The organism is Chryseobacterium sp. RLHN22 (genome assembly GCF_051011795.1).
GTDB lineage: Bacteria > Bacteroidota > Bacteroidia > Flavobacteriales > Weeksellaceae > Chryseobacterium > Chryseobacterium zhengzhouense.
Map to the genome: position 1 here is coordinate 80,765 of NZ_JBPCHW010000017.1, position 14,620 is coordinate 95,384.

Consider the following 14,620-nt stretch of genomic DNA (forward strand, 5'->3'; position numbering starts at 1 on the left):
TTTTTAAATGTTTTTCAGTCTGATTAATCTCAATAAAACAAAAAAGCCGCTACAATAAATGCAGCGACTTTCTTAAAAAATTAAAACTAAACTATAAATTCGGATTATTCTCAATCTCTTTCTGCGGAATTGAGAATAAATAATATCTGCTGTTCGGAACAAAAGCCGATTGGTCAGGAAAAGCAAAGATGGTGTGGCCTCTTCCGTTCACGGTTTTCACCGTTCCGTCGGGAATGGTAACCTGTACCTGAATCGCCTGTCCGCTTGTGTCTGTGTAGGGTTTTCTTACGACAGTTCCCTGTGTTCTGATGATGTCGGATAACGAAAATCCTTCACCGAACAATTCTTTTCTTCTTTCAATTAAAACTTCTTTAATCACGTCATTTTGCGCTAAAGATCCGTTGTAAACATTTGCATTTCTTGCAGATTTCAACTGATTTAAAACCGTAACCGCATTCGAAACATTTCCATTTCTGGCTTCTGCTTCAGCTTCAATTAAATACATTTCAGCCGCTCTCATGTAAACGATATCGGCAATTAAATTGGCTTTAAATTTAAACTTGGCATATCTCAACAAACCTTCTCTTCCGGGAAGTCCGTCCCATGAAAATAGTGAATAACGGATATCATTGGTATCAAACAAATCTTTAAAATAAGGATCTGCCATGAAGCTGTAATAATATCTTCCCGACGAAGAAACATCTAAAAAATGGAATGCATAACTCTCACCCGACTGCTCCTGCGTTTGTCCGTGGCCCCAAATCCATTCTCCGTTGCTGATGTCATTGAAACCTTCTTTATATTTTTCAGGAGTCATTAAAGCATAACCGTTTCTTGCAATTTTTGCAGACGCTGCAGCATTCGCCCAATCTCCTGTGTTTAAATACACTCTCGCCAACAAACCGTTCACGACCGACCTGTCGATTTTATCTTTATTGTTTCTTGAATAATTTTGAAGCAATTGGTCTGCATCCGTTAAATCACTTTTTATTAAAGTATACATTTCTTCCAGACTTGCTCTTTTCTTCCCTACCGAATTGGTCGTGGTTGGCTCTGTATAAATCGGAGCCGTTAATGCATCTTTATCTTTCAAATAACTGAACTGATAAAAGCTCGCCAGATTTAAATAACAAAAAGCTCTCAACGCTTTCGCCTGTCCTTTTACCTGATTTTTCTTTTCCAGAGTTCCTTCTGCAGCGTCGATTCTTGCAATAACATTGTTCATATTATTAATTGTGGAATACAATAAGCTCCAGATAAAAAGAGGCCGACTTCCTGCATTATTCACCAAATCCGTGAAAGCATAAGCTGCCGGAAACCCGTACTTGTTGGTTAAAACCGCCACATCACTTCCCATCGCATCACTTGTTCTTAATACTGTTGAGTAACCGATGTTCGCATACGTTGTTCCGTCATCATTGAACTTCGCCCAGGTTCCGTTGATTACCGTTTCTGCGCTTTCTGCCGTTTTGAAAACCTCTTCTTCACTTGCTTGGTTGGTCGGAGCCGTTTCCAAATCGTTTTCACAGCTTACTAAAGTGAGTGCTGTGATTAAAGCAAAAGATAAATATTTTAATTTTTTCATTGTTTTTATTTAAATGTTAAAGCGTTGCCTGTAAACCGAAAGTGATGGTTCTCATTGCAGGATAACGGTAATACGTTGTTCCATCTAAAGTCTGTTCAGGGTCCATTCCTTTGTGCTTGTAGAATGTTAGAAGGTTTTCTCCCTGTACATACAATCTGAATTTCTTCACGCCCCATCTTTCAAAATATTCGGTTGGAAGCGTATAACCTAAGCTGATATTTTTCACTCTTGCATACGTTCCGGAATATAAAAATCTTGATGATGCTGAAGTCCAGTTATTGGTCGTTGTACTTAAAGCAGGAACGTCTGTGTAAGGATTTTCAGGTGTCCATCGGTTCAGCATTTCTGAACTCCATGCTCTTCCGGCTGCACTTCCGTTATGCATAATCATCGTGTAATCGGTATCTAAAATTTTTCCGCCGATACTGAATGTTACCAGTGTTGAGAAGTCGAAATTTTTATACGCTAAACTTGTCGTTAATCCTCCCAGAACTTTCGGAAGTGACGAACCTTGCAACGTTTTTGTGGCTTTTGCATATTCCGAGGTGGTTCCTTCTACTGTATTTCCGTTGGCATCGGTTGTAATTGTTTTCCAAAGCGAATTTCCGTTGTTTGGGTCTACTCCTGCCCATTCAGGAATGAAGAAATCATAGATAGATCCTCCGACTTGCAATAATTTTGTTCCGCTTACGATGGAACCTTTTGGAAGTTTGGTAATTTTGTTATTTAATGTGCTTAAATTCAAATCAACATTCCATTCAAAATCTTTCGTTTTAATGGGGGTTGTGAATAATGAAAACTCAAAACCTGTATTTTTCAATTCACCAATATTCGCCTGAAATCCGCTGAAACCCAATGAAGGAGCTAAAGGCATATCAAACAGAAGATCCTGGCTTTTTCTTTGGAAATATTCGACATTACCTTTAATTCTGTTGTTTAAAATTGCAAATTCCAATCCTACATTTAGATTTAAATTCGTTTCCCATTTCAAGTCGGGTGTTGGTAATTTACTTGCAACCGTTCCGCCTTCACCCAAATTGTTGTAAAAAGCATACAGACTCTGGTAAGCATAATACGTGCTCAGCTTGTCATTTCCCTGCCCCCCGTAACTTGCACGAAGCGTTAACTGATTAAAGAAATTCAGTTTTCTGATGAAATCTTCGTTGGAAGCTTTCCAGGAGCCACCAACTGACCAAAACGTTCCCCATCGATTCTCCGGAGAAAATCTGGAAGAACCGTCTGCTCTCACCGATCCTGAAACGAAATATTTATTCTGATAATCATATTCCGCTTTTCCTAAATAACTCAGCAAACCTAGTTTATCACTGTTCCCGCTGAAACTTCCTAACAAAGCGGCAGCGTCCGGCTCATAGTAATAAGGCAGTGAAAACTGACTTCTATTCCCGGAAATTGTCTGATATTCGTAATGATAAAATTCCTGACCACCCAAAACATTGAGGTGATGCTGACCGAATTTTTTATCGTAGGTTAAAATATTACTCGTTGTATAAGAAAGCGTTCTCGAATTGGTTTTTGTGACAGAGCCACCGATTTCAGAGCCTTCGCCCAATAAAGGATTGGTATAATAATGACCGTTATAATTCAACAAGTCAACCGAAAAATTAGTTCTGAATTTTAATTCTGGTAAAAAAATAAATTCTGCAAAACCTTTTCCTGAGAAGTTGTCTTCACGGTTTTCGTTTTTGTCTAAAGGTAGAGTCGCTGCTGCATTTTGATTCTGCAAAGCACTTGTCGGCCGGTATTTCCCGAAATCATAGATGTAATTTCCACCTGCATCCAATTTGTAGCTTCCATCCGCATTTCTTTCATAATAAGGATAGAAAGACGGAATCACTCTCGCCGCATTGATGATATTATCCGTTCTGGAATCTGATGAAGGCGGCGCTTCCTGAAGACTGTTGGTGTAGGCTAAATTTGCTCCGACATTCAACCATTTTTTGACTTCAGAATTGATTTTCAATCTTGAACTATATTTCCTGAAGCCGGAACCTATCGCAATTCCTTTATCATCCAGATATCCCAAAGAGAAAAAATAATTGCTTTTTTCGTTTCCCCCGCTGAAATCCAGATCCACCTGATTTCGGGAAGCAACACGCTGTAATATATCCCTCCAGTCGTCGTTCCACAAAGGAGTGGCTCCGGACAAAAGTTTGCCATCTGTACCCACCGGTTTCGGAAATTTTGAACCGTAAGGATTGATGCCCAAAGCATTAACCAAATTGTCGGTTGCCATTTGCGCAGCCTGCTGAGAAGAAACCTGGCTCGATTTATATCCGTTTCTTAAGGCTTCCCAATACAATTGGAAATACTGATCTGTGCTTACCTGCTCATAATCCTTTACCGCTCGACTCGAGAAACCCTGGCTTATATTAAAGTTTACTCTTGCCTCACCTTTCTTACCTGATTTTGTGGTAACAATAATGACCCCGTTTGCTCCTCTGGAACCATATAATGAACTCGCTGTAGCATCTTTCAAAACGCTGATTGACTCAATATCGTTGGGGCTTATAGAGTTGATATTTCCGTCAAAAGGCATTCCGTCGACTACGAATAATGGGTTGCTTGATGCACTTACAGAACCGATCCCTCGGATTCTAATGGAAGCTGTAGAACCCGGCTGCCCAGAAGCACTTACTGCCTGAAGACCAGGAACCTGCCCTTCCAAAGCTTTTGTGATATTTGTAACGGGTCTATTGTTGATTTTTTCGCTAGAAATCGTTGCTACAGAACCTGTATAACTTGTTTTCTTAGCTTTTCCGTAAGCCACTACCACCACTTCATCAATCTCTTTTTCCCTAAGAGTGTCTTTTTTAGTTTCCTGTCCGTTGACATTCGCAATCCCGAAGAAAAATGCGGCAACAGGCGGAATCCAAATTTTAGAATTAATTAAATTTTTGCTAATCATAATCCATTTTATTTACTGCTAATTAAATTTTAGCCTTTTATAAAAAAGACAGCAAACAGCATCAATAATCATGATTAACACTTTGCTCATCTTTCCTTTTTCAAGGCTGAATGTAACACCTTACTTAATGCAGGTTGTTAAGATTTCATCGGGTCAGTTCCCTCCATCTTTCTTTATAAGCCGTTGCAAATCTAAAAACAAAAAGTCTACAAAACAAGTAGACTTTAAAATTTTAAATACAATTTTTATAAAAATTAACGTAATTTTATTTTAAAAACATCAATTATAGACAGTTATAAAAAATGTTAAATTTTCAAATATGAGAAATATCATTAAAAATAATGTAATGGTAAAATTGAGGTTTAAAGATGAGTGAAGTTATCGTTTAGCTATTATTTTCAAATTAATATTAATTTTATTTTAAAAGTTCTCAATACATTTTTCTTCATTTCATTTCGAAAAACACCCGAACTGACGGAAAAACTTTTTAATTTTATAGGATGAAAGTTTTAATAGTAAACGGCCCGAATCTGAACTTGCTAGGTACAAGAGAACCAGAAATTTACGGAACAACTACCATGGAAGATTATTTGGAAAATTTAAAATCTGAATTTTCTTCCCATGAAATTCAATATTATCAGTCGAATATTGAAGGAGAGCTGATTAACAGATTGCAGGAAGATGATTTTGATGCATTGGTGATCAATCCCGGAGCATTCACGCATTATTCTTATGCGATTGCGGATTGTTTAAAAAATATTCAAAAGCCGAAAGTGGAAGTTCACATCAGCAATATTTATAAAAGAGAAGAGTTTCGTCAGAAATCTGTAACGGCGGCGAATACCGATGCGGTTTTATCCGGTTTTGGTATGGATGGATATCGATTGGCGATTCTGAGTTTGAAATCTTGATTTTATTTCCCACAGATTACGCAGATTTTCACAGATGATTGCGTGAAATTTCTCGCGCAGATTTTGGAGATTGCGCAGATTATCTTCGTCATAAAAAATAAAAAAAGGCTCATCAATTTGATGAGCCTTTCTTCACTATTTCTAAATGGTCTGTTCCTGCAATTGAGGACCAGAAGCAATCAGCTTTTTGGCTTCGTCATTACCACAGTACTGCTCGAAGTTTTTGATATATTTTGCAGCAAGATCTTTTGCTTTTTCTTCCCATTCTGCAACATCGCTGTATGTATCTCTAGGATCTAAAATACCTTCAGAAACATTTGGCAATGCCGTCGGAATTTCAAGATTCATAATCGGAAGTGTTGATTTCTCAGCATTTTCGATTGATCCATCGATGATCGCATCAATAATTGCTCTTGTATCTTTTAATGAAATTCTCTTTCCTGTCCCGTTCCAACCTGTATTTACCAAGTAAGCTTTTGCACCGTGCTCTTTCATTTTCCCGATTAATGTTTTTGAATACATTGTTGGGTGTAATGTAAGGAACGCTTCACCAAAAGCTGGAGAGAACGATGGTTCAGGTTCTGTAATTCCTCTTTCCGTACCTGCTAATTTTGAGGTATAACCGCAAAGGAAATGGTATTGCGCCTGATCTTCATCTAAAATTGAAACCGGAGGCAACACTCCGAAAGCATCCGCAGAAAGATAAACAATCTTACTTGCATGACCTGCTTTTGAAGGTAAAACGATTTTATTAATGTGATAAATCGGGTAAGAAACTCTGGTATTTTCTGTAATAGATCCATCTGTGTAATCAGCAATTCCGTTGTTAACCACAACATTTTCAAGAAGTGCATCTCTTTTGATGGCTCTGAAAATATCCGGCTCTTTTTCTTCTGATAAGTCGATTACTTTAGCATAACATCCGCCTTCGTAATTGAAAACACCGTTGTTATCCCAACCGTGCTCGTCGTCACCAATTAAATATCTTTTAGGATCTGCAGACAAAGTCGTTTTTCCTGTTCCTGAAAGCCCGAAGAAAAGAGCAACATCTCCTTCTTCGCCAACGTTTGCAGAACAGTGCATGGATGCCATACCTTTCAATGGAAGGTAATAATTCATCATGGCAAACATTCCTTTCTTCATTTCTCCACCGTACCAGGTTCCTCCGATAATCTGAAGTTTCTGAGTAAGGTTGAACATTACGAAGTTTTCAGAATTCAGTTCTTGTTCTTCCCAGTTTGGATTGGTTGTTTTTGAACCATTGATTACTGTAAAATCCGGCTCACCGTAATTTTCTAAATCGTAATGAGAAGGTCTGATAAACATATTCGTAACGAAATGCGCCTGCCACGCTACTTCCACGATAAATCTTACTTTAAGTCTTGTATCTTCGTTTGTACCGCAAAATGTATCGACAACATAGATTTTTTTGGCATCAGAAAGTTGATTTAATACTAAATCTTTACAAGATTCAAAGATTTCGGGAGTCGTTGGTAGATTTACTTTACCATCCCAGAAAATAGTATCTTTCGTTACATCATCCTGTACAATATACCTGTCTTTAGGCGAGCGACCTGTGAAAATTCCTGTTTTTACAGAAACTGCACCCGATTCTGTAAGTTCAGCTTTTTCAAAACCCTGATTTTCAGGCGAAACTTCCGCTTGATATAATTCTTCGTATGAAGGATTATAAATTAATTCGTAATCTCCTTTAATCCCTAATTTTTGTAAATCCTGGATGATTTTGGCGTTTTTCATTTTACTTATATTTTCTTTTTGCTTTTTGTCGGTTTAACATAATTAATATTAACTAATTGTTAAACTTCGATAAATATAAACATATAAGTGAAAATGGCAAATAAAAAATGATTTATTTAATCGATTGAATACTAGTCAATTATATCATCCCATTCAAAAATTGTTGTAAAACCTTTTCCCCAAAAATAGTCCTTAAAGCCGTCAAATTTTGCACTCATGACAAAATCTCCGCCCCAAGCACCTAAACTTTTGACAAATTTTGCACAATCTGCAAAAAAAAGTGATTTAACTGTAGGAATTTTAATAAAATCGGAAATATTTCGCTCATGTAACATCATTAGTTCAGAAAACTTATCTAATTCATTACACATTAAAATATTTCTTGTGAGATCAGAAAATTCATCTATCAAATTTTGAGACTTCACTTTTGATTTATAAAGATTGATTGCTTCCCGGCTGTCTTGCTTCTTATTAAGATGGATAAAAATTAATTCATTTTTAAATTTCGGATTGAAATTGACCTTCTCAAAGTGTATTTCGGGTTTGTTCTGAAACAATACTGCAGATTTTGTATGAGCAACAGCAATATCATATCCACTTCCTCCTAAACTGATTGAATTCAAATGAAAAGGATCTACATCAGACCATTCTGCAAGATTATTCATTAATGTGGAACTGCTCCCTAAACCATAATCTGCAGGAAACTGAAGGTTGGTCTTTAAAAGATAGGTATTTGAGTTTTTAAATTTTGTTTCAGAAAGATTCTGAACATTTTTGAGAGTTTTTAGAATAAACTCTGCGCTCGAAGTAATATTGGTTTCTAAAATCTGCCAGTTTTTATAATCAATGACAGCTTTTAACCATAATTTGTTTTGATGATAAGCTTCCCAAAAAACAATTGATTTTCCGTCTTGCTTTTCTTCAAAAAAAAACTCTTGTCCTAGTTTGGTGGGTACCGCTAAGACAAGAGCTCCGTCTACAGCGAAATATTCTGAAGTAAGCATAAGCTTTCCCGGTGAATAAATTTCGCCCATTGTATTGTAATTTAGATGGCTGAAGTAGAAGCTACCTCGCCATTGATTTTCTTGATTAATCCCTGAAGTGTTTTTCCGGGACCTACTTCTACGAAATTAGTTGCTCCATCTTTGATCATATTCTGAACAGATTGTGTCCATTTCACAGGGCCGGTTAATTGAGCAATAAGATTCGCTTTAATCTGATCAGGATCAGAAACTGCTGTTGTCGTAATATTCTGATAAACAGGAATTGTAGCATTTCTGAATTTTGTATTTTCAATGGCTGTTGCCAATCTTTCTTGTGCAGGTTGCATTAATGGTGAGTGGAAAGCTCCGTTTACGGGTAATAACAATGCTCTTTTTGCTCCGGCTTCTTTTAATTTCACACAAGCTTCTTCTACTGCCACAGTTTCTCCTGAGATTACCAATTGCCCCGGACAATTATAATTTGCAGGAACTACTACTCCATTAATTGATGCACAAATTTCTTCAACCTTAGCATCATCCAATCCTAAAATTGCAGCCATAGAGCTGGGATTAGCATCACAAGCAGCCTGCATTGCTTTTGCTCTTTCAGAAACCAGTTTCAAACCATCATCAAATGATAAAACTCCGTTTGCAACCAATGCTGAAAATTCTCCTAAAGAATGCCCCGCAACCATTTCTGCACCAAGACCATTTACAGCTTTTAGCGCAGCAACAGAATGTATAAATATTGAAGGTTGAGTAACCTCCGTTTTTTTAAGATCTTCATCTGTCCCGCTGAACATCAGGGAAAGAATATCAAAACCTAAAATTTCGTTAGCAGATTCCATCAGGTCTTTAATGTCTTTACGGGAATCGTAAAGCTCTTTTCCCATACCTACAAACTGAGATCCCTGCCCAGGAAATACAAGTGCTTTCATTTATTCGTTTAAAATATTATATATAGTTTTCTTCTAAAAATTAAGGAACCAATCTGATTACACGGAAACCAGTATTCACATAGGCTCCGTTTGATTTAGACTTTACAAATTCAAATTTGGTAGCAAGCTGAGTTTGTACTTTATTGATCTGCTTAAAGATTTCGCCTTTTTTGTTTTCTCTCATCAGCATGTCATTCACAACATCAAAACCTATAACTGCATATCTACCGGGAACTTTACAGTATTTGGCTTTATAAGCCGCTAAAACTTCTTTTTCAAAATTACCGTCGGTATTGATTTTTCTGTCCATCAAGTAAACTAAGCTTGCCTGACTTAGTTCGTCAACTTTTTTCTCGAAGCTCGGTACAGAATACATACTGAATGCTTTTACTCCCATAACTTCTTTAGACAAAGCAATGACTTTACTTGAAAAAGCTTCACCAACAGCATCATTATCACTAGCCAAAATTGCGATTACCGGAGCAGATTGTCCCGTCATCATATTTTGGTCTAACTGAATATCTGAAGCAGATGTTACAATGTTTACTTGTGCATTTTTAATATTTTTCTCAAGACCAGATTTCAGATAATTGGCATTATCTTTCTTCGAATCGGTAAGAATATATATTTTCTGATCAGAATAAACCGATTTTACTTCCTCAGCAATTTTATCGGCATAAGTTTGATCGTTGGCTTCCACAATGATCAGATTGCTGTAATTGTATAATTCCGGAGAGTTTGCGAATGGTGCGACCACAGGAATTTTCTGAGTTTTTGTAAAATCTAAAAGATCGATAACATTCGATTTGAAGAAAGGACCGATAATTAAATCTGTATTATTTGGATTGATTTGAGACAGAGAACTTTTGAATGAATCTTCATTTCCTGAATCAACAATTTTTATGTCTAATTTCTGTCCCCCCGCAGCATTTCTTTCGATGGCTAATTTAGCGCCCGTAAGGAAATCAGTTGCCATTGCACGATATTGTGTTTGACCTGTATTATAACCGAAAGGTAACATTAGAACCACACTTAAAGCATCACCATTCTTTTTAATGTATGCTGCGTCAAGTTTTCTGATCTTTAAAACCATTCCAGCTTTTAAGCCTTTAGCCAAATCTGGGTTTAATGCAATCAGCTCATCAATAGTTACCCCAAATTTGTTTACAATCGAAAAAACGGTATCGCCTTGTTCTACCGTATAAGTTGCATACTCATCCTGACCTGAATGAGTATTTGAAGAAGCAGACCTTTCGTTTCCTGAATCCATTTTTGATTTACTGTTTGATGCAGGAGCGGATTCTGTTGGTGTTTCAGCAGGTTTTGTCGCAATGACAGCCTGGCTTCCACCGTACTTTTTTATACTGTCAAGAGGTAATGTAATTTCGTCCCCGATTTTCATGTGAGAATCCAGATCAGGATTCAGCTTTCTCAGATCAGTTTCAGAAATTCTGTATTGTTTTGTAATACCATAAACTGTTTGTTTAGGCTGAAGAATAATTTTTCCGGTTTGTACGGAACTGCTTACGGATGGACTTTTCTGAGAAGAGTCTCCAGATTTTACCGTAACAACATCGCCGATTGAAAATTTCCCGTCTTTCACCGCAGGATTAAGCTTATAAAGCTCATCCAATGAAATTCCGTATTTCTTTGAAATATTATAAGGAGTGTCACCTTTTACAATCGTGTGTGTTTTCTGAGCAGATAAGCCCAGAAACATACATAAACCAGATAGTACAAAAAACCTCTTAATCATTTTCGATATTATAAGTTACAAAAATACTTCTTTAAAATTAAATGGCAACAATTATTAATTTTGAATCTTCCACCACCATTTCTTCCAGACAAAATTCGATCCATGAATACCCTAAGTCTGCAAAAAACACAGAGAAATTATAAATTCTTTCCTGCCATGTTTTAGAAGGATGGACGTCTAAAAATAAATTTTCAAGACGCTCCAATAATTCGCTTTGCTTGATTTTCTCAGCTCTAAGAAGCCTCTTTTTCATTCTTTCGAAAGACTTTAGCTGCCTTACTTCTTCCGCTTTTACCAGATTTCCAAAAGACTGCTCTGTTGTTTCAGCCACAATTTTCAGCTCTGAAAACTGTCTTGTGAGAAGATATTCTTTTTCATTAAGCAAATTAAGAATTTCATTGTTATCTAAAATCTTATTGTTGGTAATTTTAGTGAAATTCTGGAAAAAATCTTCCAATTTCAAACCCAGCCTGTCAATTTTACCCAACGTTTTTTCTTTTAAAAACAACATTGAATTTCTTGGAATTAAAATGGGAAAAGGTAAATCTAAGGTGGTAAAATAATCTTTCAGTTCCAGCCAATACATGATTTCGGCATTTCCTCCGATGTAAGCAAGGTTTGGTAAGACCATTTCCTGATAGACAGGACGCATTAATGCATTTGGACTGAATTTCTCAGGGAAATTTTCAAGTTCATTCAGTATCTCTTCCTTAGTAAACTGAATATTTTGATCAACTACAAAATATTTTTTACCATCGAAATCGATCCTGTCTCTGGTTTCAGAAAGGTAAAAGAGATTTATCTCGCGCGGATTTACCTGAACTTTACTATATTTTCCTGTAAGAAAGTCAACTTTATTTTTCGAATTTCTATGTAAACTGAAATTTTCGAGTTCATCTTTAAAAACATCTTTAACCTGAATTTTTAAAGCTTTCGAATCTCCATCTAAAATCAACAATCCGAATTTAGCAAACAATCTGTTGACCAAAGTCTGAACTGCAACTGTTAAAGTATCACCTGTTTTGTAAGCCTCTTTCAGCATTAAAATCAATTCGGTTCCGAAAATAGAATCTTTAAACTCTCTTTCAAATTCAGAAATGAAAAAAGTGTCATTTATTTTTATTCTCCCAACAGCGCCTCCAGATTTTTCATTGATTTCGTAGTAATTATTTTCTGTTTTAAAATGATTAATTTCAGCAAAATCATGATCTTCAGAAGCCATCCAATAAACCGGAACAAAATTAAAGTCAGGAAAATGCTGCCCTAAATATGAACACGTTTTTATCGTCTGCAAAATTTTATATACAAAAAATGCAGGTCCGGAAAAAAGGTTCAGTTGATGTCCGGTTGTAATGGTAAATGTATTTTTAAGCTTTAAATTTTCTAAATTTTCTGTCTGCTTAGACGTAAGTTTAAAATTTAAAAGCTGAGACTTAATAATCTCTGAGAGAATTTCTCTTTTTTCTGTTGAGAAATAGTTTTGTTTTGAATGAATTTTTTCAGCAAAATTTTCTAACGAAAAAGTATCATTTTCGAATCCTTCAATCTGATGGTTCAGAAAATCTTTTACCAGTTTCGGGATGCTTTCAATTTCGTTAAATGCTATTTTATTTATTGTTTTCAACCTGATTAAATTTTAGTTGAACAGATACCATACAATTCCGATATTCAGCCTGAAATCATAGACCGGATAATGTGGAAATGCATATGCTTTATTATGAGAAATAAGTGTTCCCATTTGCTGTCCTTCAATGAAGAAGAACATTTTTTTTACTTTCATGTTGACGTAAAGATCCGCAATCGGCTGCCCTCCAATTGAGAATGAATCTGCGCTTGGCAAAATATATTCGTTAAGAATGGGGAAATATTCTCTCGTTGCAAATTCTGAAAAATAATACACCTTCACACCTGCCTGAATTTCTGCAGCGTTTTTGAATGCTTTAGACTGGAAGAATAAGTTGGCTCTTCCAATAAAAGAAGGCATCGGAAGCAGGTCTTTATTGGTTAAAGCATTTTGAAACTGTAATCTTGTATTTAAATGAAATTTGCCATAAGTGAAAGTCGCATCACCTCCAATTTGAGAGATATTCAATGAATTTTCACTTTGCTTAGGCTTCGCCGAAGCATCAAAATAAGTGTAATTATCTATTCTAAAATAGTTGGCAAACAGTTCTGTTTTAAACCACTTTAAATTCAGACTTCCACCAATTTCCATCACCGATTGATTTTTTGCATCAGAAAGGAAGTAATTATAATTATTGTAAACAGAAGTATTTGCAAGGTAATTAAAAGAAGGGTAAGCACTTTGAAAGTTCAGCTTTGCATTGACAAAATAATCTTTTATAGGCTCAAACTTTACATTGTTTGTTGTTTTCAGATAATCTCCGAACTGGCTTCCTTTCGATATTTCTAAAAAAGAATTCACCTGAAACTTATCGAATAGTTTTATCTGAAGATTTCCTACCGCACCTAATCTGTTTTCTTTTAATTCCCCCGGAACGGTGAGCGAGGGAAGAGTAATATCGTTAAGCCCGAATTTCAACATTTGGTATCGCACTCCGGCATCTAATTTAAATCTCTCATTATCGAAAACCAGACTCAATGTGTTGCTGAAATTGTTTGAATATTTTTTAGTAATCAGTGGAAAACCATTAATAAGCTCAGTGTTTGCGGAAAGCCAATACTCCTCAGCAGATTCTTGTCCGTAATAATATTTATTCCCTTGGTTAAAAATCGTATGTCTTATCCTGAAAGGAAATTTTTCTGAATTGAAAGGCGTAAACTGATGGCTTAAATAATATCTTCTGTAAGAAAATTGTGAGCTGGAGGTAGCTAAATTTACCTGCGCATTTTGCCTGTTTCTGAACTGTCTGTTACCTGACTGAAAAAGGTCATCGTTTATAATTCCTCCATTCTCCTGATTGTTTACATTCTGATGAAGATAGTGGGCAAACAATTCATAATTCCCACTTTTTGAAATATAGTGACCGGAAAATAAAGTATTGTTGTTAGATGCTAAAGAATTTCTGTAAAACCCCTGTGAACGCAACCCCATATAATCTAGAGAAAAATTGAATCTTTTACCAATATTCTGGGTGTATGTAGACTGCAAAGCTGCACCATTTCGCATCGCAGTATGATAAATAAAAGCTGCCGTAGGTGTTTTTACATCATAATATTTAACATCGTTAATTCCTAAGATTCCATAAGATTTGTTTGTAGGGAGTAAAGCTAAATTCTGTTCAGCATTCACTTCATACGATAAAGGATTAAAACCTGAACCAATATTGGCAAACTGTACTCTTCCAAAATTATCTCTGTTGTTATACTGCGAAAAAATATAGATTTTATTGAAAGTCATCGCCGTATCAAAAACTTTCTTTTCAGAAAACTGTGTCTGATACTGATAATCATTAATTGTTGGTCTAAAAATCTTTAATGAATCTTTCGTCCCGGAATCAATGACAAGTGTATCTTTCATTTTCTTCTCCAACATATTGGAGTCTGTCTTGTTGACAATAACCTGAGCTTTAACAAAAGAGGTAAGAAAAAATATGATGAGAAGGAGGTATTTCATTTATTATTATTGTAAGGCAAAAATAAGAAATAAAAGGAAATAAAAAACCCCGTCGTGGGTGGACTGCCCCCAAAAAGTTAGACACTTTTTAGGGGCATTTTATTTATGGGAATATCAAAATATAGTTTATCATTTAAGTTGAGTTGCATTGAAAGAATTGCAAAACATAATCTTTCGGTGCACTCT

At 35.9% G+C, this 14,620-nt stretch carries 9 protein-coding genes and 1 riboswitch; of the genes, 1 reads left to right on the forward strand and 8 read right to left on the reverse strand.

Annotated features, from left to right (window positions below; translation table 11 throughout):
* Positions 1 to 91: 91 nt before the first annotated feature.
* Together ACR1PN_RS15930 and ACR1PN_RS15935 are read right to left on the reverse strand one after the other, a co-directional pair.
* Positions 92 to 1,585 (reverse strand): RagB/SusD family nutrient uptake outer membrane protein, encoded by a 1,494-nt coding sequence (locus tag ACR1PN_RS15930; protein WP_433980825.1) that lies wholly within the window; start codon positions 1,583 to 1,585, stop codon positions 92 to 94.
* Positions 1,586 to 1,601: 16 nt separating this feature from the next.
* The gene (locus tag ACR1PN_RS15935; protein ID WP_433980826.1) at positions 1,602 to 4,511 is read right to left on the reverse strand and encodes a SusC/RagA family TonB-linked outer membrane protein; all 2,910 of its coding nucleotides are present in this window, start codon (positions 4,509 to 4,511) and stop codon (positions 1,602 to 1,604) included.
* 83 nt (positions 4,512 to 4,594) lie between these two features.
* Positions 4,595 to 4,693, reverse strand: a riboswitch (SAM riboswitch).
* Positions 4,694 to 5,011: 318 nt separating this feature from the next.
* Here ACR1PN_RS15935 and ACR1PN_RS15940 point away from each other — a divergent pair.
* Positions 5,012 to 5,422 carry a type II 3-dehydroquinate dehydratase gene (locus ACR1PN_RS15940; RefSeq protein ID WP_433980827.1) on the forward strand — a complete coding sequence of 137 codons (411 nt, stop codon included), beginning with the start codon at positions 5,012 to 5,014 and terminating at the stop codon, positions 5,420 to 5,422.
* Between the two features lie 141 nt (positions 5,423 to 5,563).
* On the opposite strand, the gene pckA is transcribed toward ACR1PN_RS15940, so the two are convergent.
* The 6 genes from pckA to ACR1PN_RS15970 all read right to left on the reverse strand — a co-directional run bounded on the left by pckA (position 5,564) and on the right by ACR1PN_RS15970 (position 14,434).
* Entirely contained in the window at positions 5,564 to 7,180 is a 1,617-nt protein-coding gene (gene pckA, locus ACR1PN_RS15945) for a phosphoenolpyruvate carboxykinase (ATP) (RefSeq protein ID WP_433980828.1), read from the reverse strand.
* Positions 7,181 to 7,311: 131 nt separating this feature from the next.
* Positions 7,312 to 8,214: a GYDIA family GHMP kinase gene (locus tag ACR1PN_RS15950; protein WP_433980829.1), complete on the reverse strand. Its 903-nt coding sequence runs from the start codon at positions 8,212 to 8,214 to the stop codon at positions 7,312 to 7,314.
* A gap of 11 nt (positions 8,215 to 8,225) precedes the next feature.
* A complete protein-coding gene (gene fabD / locus ACR1PN_RS15955) occupies positions 8,226 to 9,101 on the reverse strand; it encodes an ACP S-malonyltransferase (protein WP_433980830.1) in 876 nt (291 codons plus the stop codon).
* Between the two features lie 40 nt (positions 9,102 to 9,141).
* Positions 9,142 to 10,857, reverse strand: coding sequence for an amino acid ABC transporter substrate-binding protein (locus ACR1PN_RS15960; protein ID WP_433980831.1), 1,716 nt, complete (start codon positions 10,855 to 10,857; stop codon positions 9,142 to 9,144).
* Between the two features lie 37 nt (positions 10,858 to 10,894).
* Positions 10,895 to 12,481, reverse strand: a complete 1,587-nt coding sequence (gene bshC, locus ACR1PN_RS15965; RefSeq protein WP_433980832.1) for a bacillithiol biosynthesis cysteine-adding enzyme BshC — start codon at positions 12,479 to 12,481, stop codon at positions 10,895 to 10,897.
* A gap of 12 nt (positions 12,482 to 12,493) precedes the next feature.
* On the reverse strand, positions 12,494 to 14,434 hold the full coding sequence (locus ACR1PN_RS15970) for a putative porin (RefSeq protein WP_433980833.1): 1,941 nt from the start codon (positions 14,432 to 14,434) through the stop codon (positions 12,494 to 12,496).
* Positions 14,435 to 14,620: the final 186 nt, after the last annotated feature.